The organism is Paracoccus sp. (in: a-proteobacteria) (genome assembly GCF_030604785.1).
Taxonomy (GTDB): Bacteria; Pseudomonadota; Alphaproteobacteria; order Rhodobacterales; family Rhodobacteraceae; genus Paracoccus.
This window is the reverse complement of the sequence record NZ_JAUVVF010000038.1, coordinates 1-16083: the sequence shown is the minus strand read 5'-3', so window position 1 is coordinate 16083 and position 16083 is coordinate 1. Positions and strand designations below refer to the sequence as shown.

Below are 16083 nucleotides of genomic sequence, written 5' to 3'. Positions count from 1 at the left end.
TTGCACGAACGCGCCATGGCGGCCTCGCTGCACCTGACCGACAGCCTCGGCAAGGTGCCGTCGCTGGCGCAGGTGGTCGAGATGATCGACGTGCCGAAGGCCAGCATCGACCCCGTCTTTGCCGAAGGCCGCGACCTGCTGATCGCCGCGATCGAACGCTCGCTGACGATCCTGATCGCGGATTGCACCAGCGCGGTGGTCAAGGTGGACCCCGATGATCCGGTCGCGCAGTTCACTGCCATCGGCGAGGCCTATCTGGACTGGGCCAGCCGCCACCCCGTGCAGTTCCGCCTGATGGCGGATACGCGGCGCCTGGATTACCGCACCGTGCCGCAGCTGCGCCGCTATGTGGACAGCCTGAACCAGTTGATGGCGCGGCTTCTGCTGCGCGCGCGCCAGCAGGGCCGGCTGCATCCGCGCGAGGATGTCGAGATGCTGGTCCTGTCCTCGCGCTGCTTCGCCATGGGCGTGGCCAGCATGATCCTGGACGGGCGTCTCGACGGCCGCTCCGCCGGAGCGGACGGGCTGAGCGCGGGCAAGCGGTTGATGCGCGACTTCGTCCTGCGCATGGCCCGCAGCAGCAAGCCCTGACCGGCCCGCGTCCGGACCTTTGGCGGGCCTACGCGACCGAATAGCCTCTTTCGGCCCATCCCCCCTTGGGTTATGTCCGTCCCCACGCCGGAAAAGATGGAAAGCAGCACCCGTGACCGATTACATCATCAAGGACATCGCGCTGGCCGATTACGGCCGCAAGGAACTGCACATCGCCGAGACCGAGATGCCGGGCCTGATGGCGCTGCGGGCCGAATATGGCGACACCAGGCCGCTGGCAGGCGCCCGGATCGTGGGCAGCCTGCACATGACCATCCAGACCGCCGTCCTGATCGAGACGCTGGTGGCGCTTGGCGCCGATGTGCGGTGGGCGTCTTGCAACATCTTCTCGACCCAGGATCACGCGGCGGCGGCCATCGCCCAAGCGGGCATCCCGGTCTTCGCCATCAAGGGCCAGAGCCTTGAAGAGCATTGGGATTATCTGGATCGGTCGTTCCAGTTTCCCGAGGGGCCGAACCTGATCCTCGATGACGGGGGCGACGCGACGCTTTACGTCCTGCTGGGCGCGCGCGCCGAGGCGGGCGAAGAGATCATTCCTGTCCCGCAATCGGACGAAGAGGCTGTGATCAAGGCCCAGATCGCCAAGCGCATGGCCCAATCGCCCGGCTGGTTCACGAAGATGCGCGACCAGATCGTCGGCGTCTCCGAAGAGACCACGACCGGGGTGCACCGTCTCTATGACCTGATGAAGAACGGGCAGCTTCCCTTCCCGGCCATCAACGTGAACGACAGCGTGACCAAGTCGAAATTCGACAACAAATACGGCTGCAAGGAATCGCTGGTCGATGGCATCCGCCGCGCGACCGACGTGATGATGGCGGGCAAGGTCGCCGTCGTCTGCGGTTATGGCGACGTGGGCAAGGGCTCGGCTGCCAGCCTTCAGGGCGCGGGCGCGCGGGTGAAGGTGACCGAGGTCGATCCGATCTGTGCGCTGCAAGCCGCGATGGACGGGTTCGAGGTCGTGACGCTGGAGGATGTCGCCGCCAGCGCCGACATCTTCATCACCACCACCGGCAACCGCGACGTCATCCGCATCGAGCATATGCGCGAGATGAAGGACATGGCGATCGTCGGCAATATCGGCCATTTCGACAACGAGATCCAGGTCGCCGCGCTGCGCAACCACAAATGGACCAACATCAAGGACCAGGTGGACATGATCGAGATGCCCTCGGGCAATCGCATCATCCTGCTGTCGCAGGGGCGCCTTCTGAACCTGGGGAATGCGACGGGCCATCCCTCGTTCGTGATGTCGGCCAGCTTCACCAACCAGGTTCTGGCGCAGATCGAGCTGTGGACCAAGGGCGACGAATACAAGCCCGGCGTCTACATCCTGCCCAAGGCGCTGGACGAAAAGGTCGCCCGCCTGCATCTGGACAAGATCGGCGCGAAGCTGTCCACCCTGACCCCCGAGCAGGCCGCCTATATCGGCGTGACGCCGGAAGGCCCCTTCAAATCCGATCATTACCGGTATTGAGCGCATGACCGAATACACGACCTTCACCTCGGAATCCGTGTCCGAAGGCCATCCCGACAAGATCGCCGACCAGATCAGCGACGCCATCCTGGACGCCATCCTGGCCGAGGACCCGCGCGCTCGCGTGGCCTGCGAGACCATGGTCAAGACCGGCGTGGCGATCATCTCGGGCGAGATCACGACCAGCGCCTGGGTGGATCTGGAATCCATCGTGCGCGGGGTGATCAACGATATCGGCTATACCAGCAGCGATGTCGGCTTCGACGGGGCGACCTGCTCGGTCATCAACATCATCGGCAAGCAATCCCCCGAGATCAATCAAGGCGTTGACCGCGAAAACCTCGAGGAACAGGGCGCGGGCGACCAAGGCCTGATGTTCGGCTATGCCTCGGACGAGACCGACGTGCTGATGCCCGCGCCGATCACCTATGCCCACCGGCTGGTGGAACGGCAGGCCAAGGTCCGGCGCGAGGGCATCCTGCCTTGGCTGCGGCCCGACGCGAAGTCGCAGATCACCATGCGCTATGGCGCGGACGGCCGCCCCGAGGCGATCGATGCGGTGGTCCTGTCCACGCAGCACAATCCCGAAATCGCGCTCGCAGACCTGCGCGAGGCCGTGATCGAGGAGATCATCCGCCCCGTCCTGCCGGCCGAATGGTTGTCGGGCGACACCAAGTTCTTCATCAACCCGACGGGTAAGTTCGTGATCGGCGGGCCGGTCGGCGATTGCGGCCTGACCGGACGCAAGATCATCGTGGACAGCTATGGCGGCATGGCGCGCCATGGCGGCGGCGCCTTCTCGGGCAAGGACCCGTCCAAGGTGGACCGCTCGGCCGCCTATGCGGGCCGGTGGGTCGCCAAGAACATCGTGGCCGCAGGCCTCGCCACGCGCTGCGAAATCCAGGTCAGCTACGCGATCGGCGTGGCCGAGCCGACCTCGATCAGCCTGAACTGCTTCGGCACCGAGACCGTGCCGGTCGAGCGGATCGTGGCCGCCGTGCGCCGCGTCTTCGACCTGCGCCCCTTTGCCATCATCCGTGAACTGGACCTGCTACACCCGATCTATCGCCCAACGGCCAGCTACGGTCATTTCGGGCGCGAGCCCTATGCGCTGGCCGGGGCCACGGCGTTCAGTTGGGAACGCACCGACCGCGCCGACGCCCTGCGCGACGCCGCGCACTGAAAAGGAAAGGGCCGCCCCGCACGGGCGGCCCTGTTCGTTCGATCCTGCGGAATGGCCCTAATAAGCCATCATCCCCCAATAGCGGGTGCCCGTGATCGGACGGCCCTCATTGGCCAGCAGGAAGCCGGAAATCACCCGGATCACCCCCCAGACCGCCAGAAACATCCAGATCAGAAAGCCGATCCCCACGATCATGGTGATCATCGCCAGAAGGCCGATGGCAAGGCTGATCCAGAAGGTGCGGATCTGGAAATTCAGGTGGCTGTCCGCGATCTCGCTGCCGCCCCGGGCGATATAGGCGTAGACCACCCCGATCAGCGAGGGAATGGCCGAGAAATAGCCAAGCGCATAGAGCGCATAGATGATCTTGGCCGGCATCAGGTCGGGTTCGCGGGTCGCAGGGGGGTAGGTCATCGGGATGCGTCGCCTCCATAAAGCTTGTTTGCGCGATCCTCGAAAGCGCGCACGATGCGCGACATGGCCTCGTGGAAGACCACGCCGATCAGCTTTTGCAGGATAGCGTTGCGGAATTCGAAATCCACGAAGAAATCGACGTGACAGCCCCCATCCGGACGATCGGCGAACGTCCAGCCGCTGCGCATATATCGGAACGGCCCGTCCAGATATTCGGTATCGATCCGCAACCGGCCGCTGTCATCGGCAGGCCATAACAGCACGCGGCTGCCGAAGCGTTCGCGGAAGACCTTGAAGCTGATCACAAGATCGGCGGCAATCTCCTCGGCGCCCTCGGCGGTCGGGCGGCGCGACCGGATGCGCGCGGCGCTGTTCCAGGGCAGGAATTGCGGATAGCTTTCGATATCCGCGACCAGATCGTACATCTGTCGGGCCGTATAGGGCAGGTCGCGACTGTCCTGATGGTGGGGCAAGGCGGTCTCTTGTGTTTCGACGCGGCGTCTGGTTCGACTCGGACCCGGGATTACAGCGAGGGGCTGGCATGAACAACATGGTGTGGCTGCTCAGGGCCGTGAAATGGGCCCGAAACCCGCCAAGCGCGCGCATGGTGCGGCTGGTCCTTGCCGTGATCGGCGTGGCGCTGCTGATCGTGCTGGCCGAGTGGCTGGACCTGTGGCCCGACTGGGCCACGCTGGATCAGGGCCGCGCCCCCCGCCTGCCCCGCTGATCAGCGTTGATCGCGCCGCTCGGCGCGGATCGGAACCGGGCGCGGGCGTGGTGCCGCCAGCCGCAGCGTGATGGCGAATGCGCTCAGCGCGCCGATCAGGGTCAGTGCAATCAGGGTCATCGAAACCTCCGTCATGGCCCGAAGATCGGCACGGACCGCACGATGTTGAACGTGTCATATTGCCTCGGGCCGTGCCAGAGGCAAAACGTCCCGCCCCACGCGGTCCCGACACTCCGCCCAACGCCCATGCCCGGCCGGTCGTTCCCGCTTCACGCCCTTGCGACCGCGCGGTGCGGGGGCTTGACCTCGGGGCTGGCAGGCGGGATGACCGCCGCAACGATAATCCGAGGGGCATCATGCTGCGCAGGCTTTACGACTGGACGATGGGCCTGGCGGGCCACCGCAATGCCGATGCGGCGCTGTTCGGGGTCAGTTTCGTCGAAAGTTCGGTCTTTCCGATCCCGCCGGACGTGCTGATGATCCCCATGGTGCTGGCCCAGCGCGCCCGCGCGATGGTCATCGCGACGATCTGCACGGCGGGTTCGGTTCTGGGGGCGCTGCTGGGCTACTGGATCGGCGCGGTGCTGATGGACAGCCTGGGGCAATGGGTGCTGACCGCCTATGGCAAGCAGGACGCCTATGCGAGCCTTGCCGCGCAGTTCGCGCTGCATGGCGGCTGGGCGGTGCTGATTGCGGCCGTGACGCCCTTTCCCTTCAAGGTGATCACGATCTTTTCGGGGGCGGTGGGCTTTTCGCTGCCGCTGTTCATCGCCACCTCGATCCTGGGCCGGGCGCTGCGCTTCTTCATCGTCGCGGGCCTTCTGTGGCGCTTTGGCGAGCCGATCCGCGATTTCATCGAGCGGCGGCTGGGCCTTGTGTTCACCATCTTCATGGCCTGCCTGATCGGCGGCTTTCTGGTCCTGGGGGTTCTATGAACGGCACGCAGCTTTCGCTTCTGGCAGGGGCCGGGTCGGGTTTCCTGCTGATCGCCGCGCTTGGCTTTCAGGCGGCGGGCTATGCGCCCTGCGAATTGTGCATTCTGCAACGCTGGCCGCATGTGGCGGCCGTGGCGCTGGCCGGGCTGGTTTGGCTGACGGGTCGCGTGCGGGCCATCGCGGTGCTGGGCATGATCGCTGCGGGCGCGGCGATGGGGCTGGCGCTTTATCATGTGGGGGTCGAGATCGGCTGGTGGCAGGGCCCGGCGCATTGCTCGGGCGGGGTGGGCGATCTGGCGCGGCTGTCCACGGCCGAGCTGATGAACCGCCTGCAGGCCGCCCCCGTTGTGCGCTGCGACGAGGTCGCATGGCGCTTTGTCGGCATCTCGATGGCGGGCTGGAACGCGATCCTGTCGGCGGGTCTGGCGGGGCTGTGGCTGCTGGCTGCCCGCCGGGGTGACAAACCCGCCTGAAACGCCATTCAAGGCGCTGAAAAGCCGGGGGCAAGATTGCCCCCCGCCCCCCTGTCGGCTATACCTCGGACCAACAAGATGTTGAGGACGACCCGTGGCCGACACCCCAGAAGACGATCTGCCCGAAACCCCCGAGACCGGCGAGGAGACCACCGCCGAAACGCGCGTGGTAATGCATCACGAAGGACCGGTGATCGACATCTCCTCCGAGATGCGGACCTCGTATCTGGATTACGCGATGTCGGTGATCGTCAGCCGCGCGATCCCCGATCTGCGCGACGGGCTGAAGCCGGTTCACCGCCGCATCCTCTATGCGATGAACGAGGGCGGCAACACCGCCGACAAGCCCTATCGCAAATCCGCCCGGTCGGTCGGCGACGTGATGGGGAAATACCACCCCCATGGCGACAGCGCGATCTATGACGCGCTGGTGCGGATGGCGCAGGACTTCTCCATGTCGCTGCCGCTGCTGGATGGACAGGGCAATTTCGGCTCGATGGACGGCGATGCGGCGGCGGCGATGCGCTACACCGAGGTCCGTATGGACAAGGTGGCGAATTACCTGCTGATGGATATCGACAAGGACACGGTCGATTTCCAGGACAACTATGACGGCAAGGACCGCGAGCCGACCGTCCTGCCCGCGCGCTTCCCGAACATGCTGGTCAACGGCGCGGGCGGCATCGCGGTCGGCATGGCCACGAACATCCCGCCCCACAATCTGGGCGAGGTGATCGACGCCACGCTGGAACTGATCGAAAATCCCGATTTGCCGACCGAGCGCCTGCTGGAGATCATCCCCGGTCCCGATTTTCCGACCGGCGCGACGATTCTGGGCCGTTCCGGCGCGCGCAAGGCTTACCTCGAGGGGCGCGGCAGCGTGATGATCCGCGCCAAGACCCATATCGAGGAACCGCGCAAGGACCGCTTTGCCATTGTCGTGGACGAGATCCCCTATCAGGTGAACAAGTCCAGCCTGATCGAGCGGATCGCGGAACTGGCCAAGGAAAAGAAGATCGAGGGGATTTCCTCGGTCCAGGACGAATCCGACCGTCACGGTGTGCGCGTCGTTGTCGAGCTGAAGCGCGACGCGACGCCGGATGTGGTGCTGAACCAGCTCTTCCGCTTCACGCAGCTTCAGACGACCTTCGGCTGCAACATGCTGGCGCTGAACGGCGGCAAGCCCGAACAGCTGGCCTTGCGGGACTTCCTGACCTATTTCATCGCCTTCCGCGAAGAGGTCGTCGCCCGCCGCACCGCCTATGAGCTGCGCAAGGCGCGCGAACGCAGCCATGTGCTGTGCGGTCTGGCCGTCGCGGTCAGCAACGTCGATGAGGTCGTGGCGACGATCCGCGCCTCGGCGGACGCGGCCGAGGCGCGCGAGAAGCTGATGGCCCGCCGCTGGCCTGCGCACGAGATCGTCGAGTATCTGCGCCTGATCGACGACCCGCTGCATCCGGTGAACGAGGACGGCACCTACAACCTGTCCGAGACACAGGCCCGCGCCATCCTTGACCTGCGCCTGCAACGTCTGACCCAGATCGGCGTCAAGGAGGTCACCGACGAGCTGCAATCTCTGGCCGACGCGATCCGCGACTATCTGGCGATCCTGGCCTCGCGCGAGCGGATCATGGGCATCATCTCGGACGAGCTGCGCGAGGTGCGCGACCTCTTCGCCGTGCCGCGCCGCACCGAGATCGTGGACTGGTCCGGCGACATGCTGGACGAGGACCTGATCGAGCGCGAGGACATGGTCGTGACCATCACCTCGGGCGGCTACATCAAGCGCACGGCGCTGGCCGAGTTCCGCAGCCAGCGGCGCGGCGGCAAGGGCCTCTCGGGCATGGCGACCAAGGAGGACGACGTCGTCACCACGCTCTTCGTCGCCAACACGCATACGGAACTCTTGTTCTTCACCACCGACGGGATGGTCTATCGCCTCAAGACCTGGCGCCTGCCGCTCGGCGGGCGGACCTCGAAGGGCAAGGCGATCGTGAACATCCTGCCCATCGATCCGGGCGTATCCATCGCCGCGCTGATGCCGGTCGACGCGCCGGACACGGAATGGGAGAATTACCAAGTCATCTTCGCCACCTCGGCGGGCGACGTGCGGCGGAACGCGCTGTCGGACTTCACCAGCGTCCGCGCGAACGGCAAGATCGCGATGAAGCTGCCCGAGGGCGTCAGCCTGATCGGCGCGCGCATGGCAACCATCGACGACGACGTGATGCTGCTGACCGCGATGGGCCGCGCGATCCGCTTCCCGGCGACGGCGGTGCGGGTCTTCAAGGGCCGCGATTCCACCGGCGTGCGCGGCATCCGTCTGGCGGACGGCGACAGCGTCGTGAGCATGGCGGTCATCCGCCACTTCGAGGCCGACCCGTCCGAGCGCGCCGCCTATCTGAAGATGCGCCGCGCCATCGCGGGGGCGCTGGACGACGGCGCCGAGGCGGACGAGGACGAAGAGGCCACCGCCGAGGCCAGCATCACCCCCGCCCGCTATGCCGAGATGTCGGCGGCCGAGGACCTGATCCTGACCATCACCGCGCGCGGGGCCGGCAAGATCAGCTCGTCGCACGATTATCCGGTCCGCGGGCGCGGCGGTCAGGGCGTTATGGCGATGGACCGCGCGATGCGTGGCGGCAATCTTGTGGCCGCCTTCCCGGTCGAGACGGATGACCAGATCATGCTGGCCACCTCGACCGGCCAGTCGATCCGGGTGCCGGTCGACGGGATCAGCTTCCGCTCGCGCACGGCAGGCGGGGTGCGGGTCTTCAACACCACCAATGGCGAGGTCGTCGTCTCGGTGGCCCGGATCGCCGAACAGGGCGATGCCGGGGCATTGACCGAAGGGTCGGAAGACTGACAACATGAGCCCGGCCCATCACGGGCCGGGCTTTTTCATCACCCGAGGGGCGACGTGGACCAATCGAACGAATCGGTTTTGCGCGAACGGCTGCAAACCGGATTTCTGGGCATCATCGCCTTTTCGCTGCTGCTGTTCATGCTGGTCCAGGCCCGGTTCATTCTGATCTCGCTGGCCATTGCGATCATCCTGTTCTCGCTGACATCGGACGCGATCCACGCGATCTCGACCCGGCTCAAGGTGCCGAACTGGCTGGCCACCACACTGGCCCTGATCGCCATCGCGCTTGGCATCCTGTGGGTCTCGACCACGATCGTGGCCCAGGTCAACGAGATCGTGTTCCTGGCGATCACCTATGCCGAACGCGCGCTGGTGGCCCTGCCCGCCCTGACCGAACGCCTGGGCCCCGAGGCGCAGGAGCGGATCATGCTGACGATCACGAATTTCAACATCACCGGCTGGATCCGGTCGCTGGCCGGGCAGGCCGGCGGCATCCTGCAGGGCAGCGTGCTGGTGATCCTTTTCGTGGGCTTCATGTTCGCCGAGCGCGTCTGGTTCCCCCTCAAGGTTGAGCGGTTGACCGAGGATGCGGACAAGGCGGTCCAGGTGCGGCGGATCATCTCGTCGATCATGCACCGGGTGAACCGCTATCTGGTCGTCAAGACCGGGGTCAGCGCGGTCACGTCGGTGCTGGTCTACGCGATCTTCCGGGCGGCGGGGCTGGAACTGGCGATGGCCGTCGCCATCCTGACCTTCATCCTGAACTTCATCCCCTCGGTCGGGTCGATCATCGCGACCGCCATCGCCACGATCCTCGTCTTCGTGCTGACCGGCGACATGACGCTGACCGCGATCATCGGCGTGTCGATCACGCTGGTGCAATTCGTCATCGGCAACGTGCTGGACCCGATGCTGCTGGGTCAGACGCTGCGTCTGTCCAGCTTCGGGATCATCCTGTCGCTGGCCTTCTGGGGCGCGGTCTGGGGGATACCGGGCATGTTCCTGGCGGTGCCGATCATGGTCGCGCTGATGATCGTCTGCGCCCATGTGCCCTGGCTGCGCCCGGTGGCGGTGATGCTGTCGCGCGAGGGGCTGCCCGATGACGGCAGCGGCGACCCGGTCGAGACCGCGCCCAGCCGGATCAGCCGGGACACGGCCTAGATCACAGGGTCAGCGCGCATCCATACCATCATCGGGGGCGTCGTCCTCGTCCGGCAACGAGCGCGCGGTTTCCCGACGCGCGGCGGCGATGCGCGGGTCGGGCTGGCCGGGCAGCGCCTTGGGGCCGGGCTCCTGCGGGCGGGCGACGTGGCCGGGCAGCGCCTCGGGGTTGCGCAGCCAGATGTCGCGCTGCGCGAACGGGATCTCGATCCCCTCATCCGCGAAGCGGCGCACGATCTCGTGCAGCAGGTCCGAGGTCACGCCGATCCCGGTTCCGACATCGGCCAGGATCGCCCGAATCTCGAAATTCAGCGAATCCGCCCCCAGCGCGCGGAACAGGATCGAGGGCGCCGGGTCGATGGCCACCAGCGGGTGATCCTCGACGATCTCGCGCAGCACGCGCTCGACCTGGCGGGTATCGCTGCCATAGGCCACGCCGACCGGAATGATGATGCGGCCGATCTTGTTGTGGCGCGTCCAGTTCGTGACCGGCTGGCTGATGAAGTCGCTGTTGGGGACGATCACCTCGGTCCGGTCGAAGGTCTCGACCAGGGTCGAGCGGATCGAGATGTTCTTGACGATGCCCTGCTGTCCGCCCGCGCTGACCCAGTCGCCCACGCTGACAGGCCGCTCGATCAGCAGGATGATGCCGCTGACGAAGTTCGACACGATGTTCTGAAGGCCGAAGCCGATACCGACCGACAGCGCCCCGGCGACGATGGCAAAGGCCGACAGGTCGATCCCCGCCGAGGTGATCGCGATCAGCGCGGCGATGAAGATACCCACATAGCCCAGCCCCACGATGACTGCGTTCTGGCCGCCCGGATCCAGGCGCGTCTTGGGCAGGATCGAGCTGCGGAACACCCCCTGAACGGCGCGCGTGATGCCGTAGCCGACCGCAAAGACGACCAGCAGCATCAGCACCGCGCCCGGCGACAGCGTGACACCGCCCAAGCTGAACCCGGCCAGGAAACGCTGCCAGTATTCGCCCAGCTCGCTGGTCGAGGCGCCCCAGATCACCAGGAAAAGCGGGATCGACAGGACCACCAGCGCAAAGCCGATCAGCAGCGGCGCAAGGCCGTCGCGGGCACCCTCGGCCCCGCGCTGCAGCATGTTGAACAGATCGGCGATGAAATCCTGCAAAAGGATCAGAAGCCCGATCAGCGCCAGCGACAGAAGCCAGGGCCAGACTGTCAGGTTGCCCAGATTCACGTAACCCGCCGCCGTGGCCAGAACCGCCAGCGGCCCGACGATGCGCGTCAGCCGCCCGGCCCAGGCCATGACCCAGTGTCGATAGGACAGGTCCTGCGTCACCGCCTCGCGCGTGATGCGGCGCAGGATGTTGCCCAGCCGCACCATCGCCAGCCCGGCCAGCGTGATCAGGACCAGATGCCAGACCCCTGCCCCGGCCTCGGAAAAGGTCAGCGGCACGCGGCCCAGCTGCGCCTCGCCCTGCTCGTAGAGCCCGGCCAGAGGCAGCGCGGCGCGCGTCAGCAGGTAATGGACCGAAAACAGCACCGCCAAGAGCCGCACGACCCGGCTGGCCGAGACGCGAGCCTCTTCGGTCATCTGCAGCGACGTATAGGCGATGGCCTTTCGCGGAAACAGCGAGCGGGCCAGCCAGATCCCGCCGAACAGGATCACCGCCGACATCGGCAGGGCGTTCAGGAAGGGCGTCGTCCAGGGGCCGGGCAGACCGGTGGCCTTCAAGGCGCTGATCAACAGTGCGACCCCGATCATCGGGATTGCGATCTGGCCGAGCGATGTGACGAAGGCCAGCACCGCGCGCGAGTGGTCCGAGGCCCGCACCGACAGCCGCGTGGGCAGCGAGTCCACCCAGGCGCGACCATAGGTCAGCAGCAGCAATGCGGCGGCCAGATAGAAGATCACGGCCGGAAGCTGCGGGCGCAGTTCTGCCAGCGTCTCGGGTCCGACCTCACGCAAAGCCACCTCGGCGCCCACGCCTTCGGCCAGCGACAGGCCGGACGAGGCCGCCTGCGCCCACGATCCGGGCAACAAGGGCGATGGCGATTGCTTGGTCAGTTCCAGCGCCTGACGCTGGCGGACCACCTCGTCGATCTGGGCGATGACGGAATTGGCGCGGCTGACGGCCTCGGCCGCGGCCACGCGGGGGGCCTGCGCGGTGGCAAGCTGCTGGTTCAGTTCGGCGCGTCGGGCGGCGGTCTCTTCAGCCTCGGTCTCGCCGTCGGCGGGGGGTGGACCAAGCGCGTCGATCTGGCTGCGCAGCGTCGCGATGCGCTCGGCATTGACGTTCTGGCCCTGCCGGAACTGGTCGCGCCATTCGGCGATCCGGGCGCGGGTCTGCGCCAGCTGGGCATTCGTCGCCTGCGGATTGACGATCAGGTTTTCGGCCCGTTCAGCGATCAATTCCCAGGTCTGGTAATTGATCCCCTGCTGCTGCTGGGCGGCAAGCGGCGAGGCAAGCGCCAGGGTCAGAACCACCAGCGCCGCGGCAAAAACGGAACGAAACATTGTCACCCTTCGTAGACTTCGGGCAGCGAAGGGGCGGACCGGGTCAGCCATTCCGGCACCGGCAGCCCCTTGGCCCGCAGGAATTCCGGGTTGAACAGCTTTGTCTGATAGCGGGTTCCGTAATCGCACAGGATCGTGACGATGGTATGGCCCGGCCCCATCTCGCGCGCCATGCGGATCGCGCCCGCGACATTGATCCCTGACGAGCCGCCCAGGCACAGCCCCTCGTGTTCCAGAAGGTCAAAGACGATCGGCAGCGCCTCGCTGTCGGAAATGCGCCAGCTGAAATCGGGGGTGAAGCCTTCGAGATTGGCGGTGATGCGCCCCTGCCCGATGCCCTCGGTGATCGAGGAGCCGGGGCTGTCGAATTCGCCGGTCGTGTAGAAGGAATGCAGCGCCGCGCCCTCGGGATCGGCCAGACCGATCTTGACCCCGCGTGGGGCCAAGGCCATCGCCACGCCCGCCAGCGTGCCGCCCGAGCCGACCGCGCAGGTGAAGCCATCCACGCGGCCCTGCGTCTGGTCCCAGATCTCGGGGCCGGTCGTCTCGACATGGGCCTGACGGTTGGCGACGTTGTCGAACTGGTTGGCCCAGATCGCGCCGTTGGGTTCGGTCCGCGCCAGCGCCTCGGCCAAGCGCCCCGAATAGCGGACATAATTGTTGGGGTTCTTGTAGGGCGCCGCCGGAACCTCGACCAGGGTCGCCCCGGCCAGCCGCAGCATGTCCTTCTTTTCCTGACTCTGAGTCTCGGGGATCACGATGACGCTGCGAAAGCCCATCGAGGCGCCGACCAGCGCCAGACCGATGCCGGTATTGCCCGCCGTGCCCTCGACGATGGTGCCGCCGGGGCGCAGGACGCCGCGCGCCACGGCGTCCTTGATGATGTAAAGCGCCGCGCGGTCCTTGACCGACTGGCCGGGATTCATGAACTCGGCCTTGCCGAGGATCTCGCAGCCGGTCTCCTCGCTGGCGCGCTTCAGACGGATCAGGGGCGTGTTGCCGATCGCATCGGCCAGATCAGAACAGATTCGCATGGCGATCGACCTTCTTCCGGTTGGTGTGACGTTCAGCGTTACCTACACATGCCCCCGCCCGAGGGGCAAGCCCGCCCCGGCGCGCGCGGGGGCAGACAGTCAGCCTAAGCCGCCGGGCAACCCGTTGCCGCATGGGCCAGTTCCGCCCGCAATCGCGGCGCGCTGAGTTCCAGCCACAGCGCCAGCGAGGCCAGAGGGCCATTGGTGATCTGCCCCGTCAGCACCATCCCTGTCAGATCGGAGCGGCCAAGCAGGTGGCCGCGGATGTCCTCGGCCTCTCCGTCCAGACCGTGGACGCCCTCGACCCCGTCGGGCAGGTCCGCGATGCCGACGAACTGATAGAGGAATTCGCAGACCGCGCCGGGGCTGGGATAGGCGTCGAAGGCGTGAAACAGCCGCGACACGCTCAGCGCAGCCTCTTCCTGCGCCTCGCGCCGGGCGGCGTCCTCTACGCTTTCCCCGGCATCGACGCGCCCTGCGACGGGCTCAAGCAGCCAGGGCTGCGGATCGCCCCGCAGAAAGGGGGCGGGGCGGAACTGCTCGATCACCAGAACGCGGTCGCGCACCGGGTCCCAAGGCAGCAGCACGACCGCATCACCCATCAGGAAGCCTTCGCGGGTCATCCGGTAGGTCATGCCGCCATCGTGACGGCGGTGGCTCAGGACCAGTTCATCGGTGGCGAAGAAGCCCGAGGCGATCTGCCGTCGCTCATGGACCTGCACATCGCCGGGTTCACGCGCGGCCACGATATTTCCGCCCGAACGCGGCGACGCCCCCGCCCGCACCCGGCTGGCCGCCCATATCCCGATCATCGGCAGACGCCAGGCCAGATGCGCGGGCTCGGCATCCGCAGGCGCGTCGAGGATCTGGCGCGCGATCTCGGCCGCCAAGGCCGCATCCCAGGCGGCCGCGTCCCAAGGCGCGCCGGGCGGCCCGCCGATCCCCAGCACCGTCTCGCCTTCGATTGCCTTCGGCTCCAGTCCCATCACCGCCGCATAACGCTGAAGCCGGGGGTCGGGCGTCACGCGCAGCCCGGTCAAGTCCCCCTCGCCCGGGATCAGGGCCGGCCATGCGCCCCGGTCGATCCCCGCCTGCGCGCCCCCCGTCAGATGGCCCGACAGCCGCACAGGCTGCCCCGAGACGCCCAAGGCCAGGCACAGCACCGGATGGGCCAGCGGCCCCAGCAGAACCACGCTCACAGCCGCTGCCCCTCGTCGCGCAGGGCGGCGGCCAGCCCCATCTCGCGCGAGGTCTGCACGAAGACCTCGTCAAAGCCGTTGAACAGCAGATCCGCCAGCAACAGCCCCTCGGGTGCGACGGCAAAGTCGATATAGGCCTCGATCTCGGCATCGCTCAGCGGCGAATAGGCCAGCATCAGGAAGGCCTGCATCCAGCTCTCGGCCTCGATCGCCAGCACGTCCTCCTGTCCCCAGGCCTCGGCCAGCATCTCGTCGGGCGTGGGCGCCATGTCGAACCCGCCGCCCTCGGCGAAACCCTGCGAAAAGGCGATGCTGGTGTTCATCCCGGTCGCCACGTTCGGTGCGACCAGATCCGCCTCGTCGATCAAGCGCCGGATCAGGCGCGCCCTCGGCTCGTCGGTCTCGTCGGCGCGCTGAAAGGCCAGCCTGGCGGCATCCTCGACCTCCGGGTCCAGCATCGCCTCGCGGGCGCTATGCTCCAACGCGGCCAGACGCAGCCCCGGCCCCGTCTCGTAGAAGGCCAGCGCGCGTTCCAGCAGCGCCGGATCGGCCTGCTGCGCGGCGCGGCCCAGAGCGTCGCGGAACATCGGCCCAAGCCGCGCGGGGTCATGGATGCGCGCAACGATCTCGGGCCACGGGGGCGGCCCGGCGGACATCAGCCCCTCTTCGACCAGCTGGGCGGCGCCGCTGCGAGCCTCCTGCTGCAGCGTGGGAACCAGCGCCTGCATCTGCAACGCATCCCAGATGCGCTGCCCCTGCTGCTGCTCCTGCGCGGCGGGCCAGAGCACTGCGGGCGCATCGGCAGATTGGGGCGCGGGCGTAGCCGGCAACAGGGCCAGCATCGCGATCAGACAGAGAGCCGGGGACATTCGGCACCACCTTTCGTGGTCAGGGATATTTCCGCCAGTTTTCGTAAAATCCCTCTTGCGCTTCAACCCCCAGCCCTCTAGATGCCTGCCCACCACCCAAGAGCGCGGAGAGGTGCCGGAGTGGTCGAACGGGGCGGTCTCGAAAACCGTTGAGCCTTCACGGGTTCCGTGGGTTCGAATCCCACCCTCTCCGCCATTAAGCTTTGAAATCACTAGGTTTTCTGGCGAGCTGCCATGCTAGCTGACGATGAGCTGCATTTTTGCCTTACTAGCACTAGAAGCGGATCGACGCTAAAAACACTTCGCTACGTGTGCACCACCCCAATCGAGGACAGGCCACATTAGCCTCCGAAAGATCCTCTGCGTTTTGCGTGTTGGGCACTACAAGACGACGATCCTCCTCTACAAAGCTGCGCTGAAGTGCCAGCAAGATGCGGCGGCCATCCTTTTTGACAGGCTATCGCTCTCGCAGCAGGTAACCTTTGCAAGCGCGTGACATGGTGATGAAGCAGACTTAGGCTCCAGACTCATTGATCGTCAAAGCCAGAAGATGACGGTTGCGGCGAGGGCGACGGCGGAGAGGAAGGTTTTCGCACATCTGTCGTAGCGGGTCGCGACGCGGCGCCAGTCCTTCAGCCTG

At 66.5% G+C, this 16083-nt stretch carries 14 protein-coding genes, 1 tRNA gene and 1 pseudogene; 9 read left to right on the top strand and 7 right to left on the bottom strand.

Annotated elements, in window-relative coordinates; translation table 11 throughout:
- Window positions 1-15 precede the first annotated feature (15 nt).
- The 3 genes from QAR72_RS12335 (at window position 16) to metK (ending at window position 3272) form a co-directional block, all read left to right on the top strand.
- A complete protein-coding gene (locus tag QAR72_RS12335) occupies window positions 16-591 on the top strand; it encodes a TetR-like C-terminal domain-containing protein (RefSeq protein ID WP_304617678.1) in 576 nt (191 codons plus the stop codon).
- Window positions 592-703: 112 nt separating this feature from the next.
- The gene (gene ahcY / locus QAR72_RS12330) at window positions 704-2089 is read left to right on the top strand and encodes an adenosylhomocysteinase (RefSeq protein WP_304617677.1); all 1386 of its coding nucleotides are present in this window, start codon (window positions 704-706) and stop codon (window positions 2087-2089) included.
- A 4-nt stretch (window positions 2090-2093) separates the two neighbouring features.
- Window positions 2094-3272: a methionine adenosyltransferase gene (gene metK / locus QAR72_RS12325; RefSeq protein WP_304617676.1), complete on the top strand. Its 1179-nt coding sequence runs from the start codon at window positions 2094-2096 to the stop codon at window positions 3270-3272.
- 57 nt (window positions 3273-3329) lie between these two features.
- Here the strand turns inward: metK and QAR72_RS12320 are convergent, their stop codons facing one another.
- The gene (locus QAR72_RS12320) at window positions 3330-3686 is read right to left on the bottom strand and encodes a DUF4870 family protein (protein ID WP_304617675.1); all 357 of its coding nucleotides are present in this window, start codon (window positions 3684-3686) and stop codon (window positions 3330-3332) included.
- Entirely contained in the window at window positions 3683-4159 is a 477-nt protein-coding gene (locus QAR72_RS12315; RefSeq protein ID WP_304617674.1) for a type II toxin-antitoxin system RatA family toxin, read from the bottom strand. The genes QAR72_RS12320 and QAR72_RS12315 overlap by 4 nt, the downstream gene beginning before the upstream one ends.
- Before the next feature lie 68 nt (window positions 4160-4227).
- Here QAR72_RS12315 and QAR72_RS12310 point away from each other — a divergent pair, with 68 nt between their 5' ends.
- From QAR72_RS12310 to QAR72_RS12290, 5 genes are all read left to right on the top strand, one after another.
- On the top strand, window positions 4228-4413 hold the full coding sequence (locus QAR72_RS12310; protein ID WP_304617673.1) for a hypothetical protein: 186 nt from the start codon (window positions 4228-4230) through the stop codon (window positions 4411-4413).
- Between the two features lie 356 nt (window positions 4414-4769).
- On the top strand, window positions 4770-5348 hold the full coding sequence (locus tag QAR72_RS12305; RefSeq protein ID WP_304617672.1) for a YqaA family protein: 579 nt from the start codon (window positions 4770-4772) through the stop codon (window positions 5346-5348).
- The gene (locus QAR72_RS12300; RefSeq protein ID WP_304617671.1) at window positions 5345-5821 is read left to right on the top strand and encodes a disulfide bond formation protein B; all 477 of its coding nucleotides are present in this window, start codon (window positions 5345-5347) and stop codon (window positions 5819-5821) included. The genes QAR72_RS12305 and QAR72_RS12300 overlap by 4 nt, the downstream gene beginning before the upstream one ends.
- A 172-nt stretch (window positions 5822-5993) precedes the next feature.
- Window positions 5994-8687 carry a DNA gyrase subunit A gene (gene gyrA, locus QAR72_RS12295; protein ID WP_304617700.1) on the top strand — a complete coding sequence of 898 codons (2694 nt, stop codon included), beginning with the start codon at window positions 5994-5996 and terminating at the stop codon, window positions 8685-8687.
- Window positions 8688-8741: 54 nt separating this feature from the next.
- A complete protein-coding gene (locus QAR72_RS12290; protein WP_304617670.1) occupies window positions 8742-9848 on the top strand; it encodes an AI-2E family transporter in 1107 nt (368 codons plus the stop codon).
- Window positions 9849-9857: 9 nt separating this feature from the next.
- Here the strand turns inward: QAR72_RS12290 and QAR72_RS12285 are convergent, their stop codons facing one another.
- The 4 genes from QAR72_RS12285 to QAR72_RS12270 all read right to left on the bottom strand — a co-directional run bounded on the left by QAR72_RS12285 (window position 9858) and on the right by QAR72_RS12270 (window position 15443).
- A complete protein-coding gene (locus QAR72_RS12285; RefSeq protein ID WP_304617669.1) occupies window positions 9858-12341 on the bottom strand; it encodes a DUF3772 domain-containing protein in 2484 nt (827 codons plus the stop codon).
- A 2-nt stretch (window positions 12342-12343) separates the two neighbouring features.
- Entirely contained in the window at window positions 12344-13375 is a 1032-nt protein-coding gene (locus QAR72_RS12280) for a cysteine synthase A (RefSeq protein WP_304617668.1), read from the bottom strand.
- 104 nt (window positions 13376-13479) lie between these two features.
- Window positions 13480-14574 carry an NUDIX domain-containing protein gene (locus QAR72_RS12275; protein WP_304617667.1) on the bottom strand — a complete coding sequence of 365 codons (1095 nt, stop codon included), beginning with the start codon at window positions 14572-14574 and terminating at the stop codon, window positions 13480-13482.
- Window positions 14571-15443, bottom strand: coding sequence for a hypothetical protein (locus tag QAR72_RS12270; RefSeq protein WP_304617666.1), 873 nt, complete (start codon window positions 15441-15443; stop codon window positions 14571-14573). Before QAR72_RS12270 ends, QAR72_RS12275 begins: the two co-directional genes overlap by 4 nt.
- Before the next feature lie 106 nt (window positions 15444-15549).
- On the opposite strand from QAR72_RS12270, the gene QAR72_RS12265 reads away from it, so the two are divergent.
- Window positions 15550-15639, top strand: a tRNA-Ser gene (locus tag QAR72_RS12265).
- A gap of 341 nt (window positions 15640-15980) precedes the next feature.
- Here QAR72_RS12265 and QAR72_RS12260 read toward each other — a convergent pair.
- Window positions 15981-16083 (bottom strand): annotated as a pseudogene (locus QAR72_RS12260) (IS5/IS1182 family transposase); the annotation flags it as partial.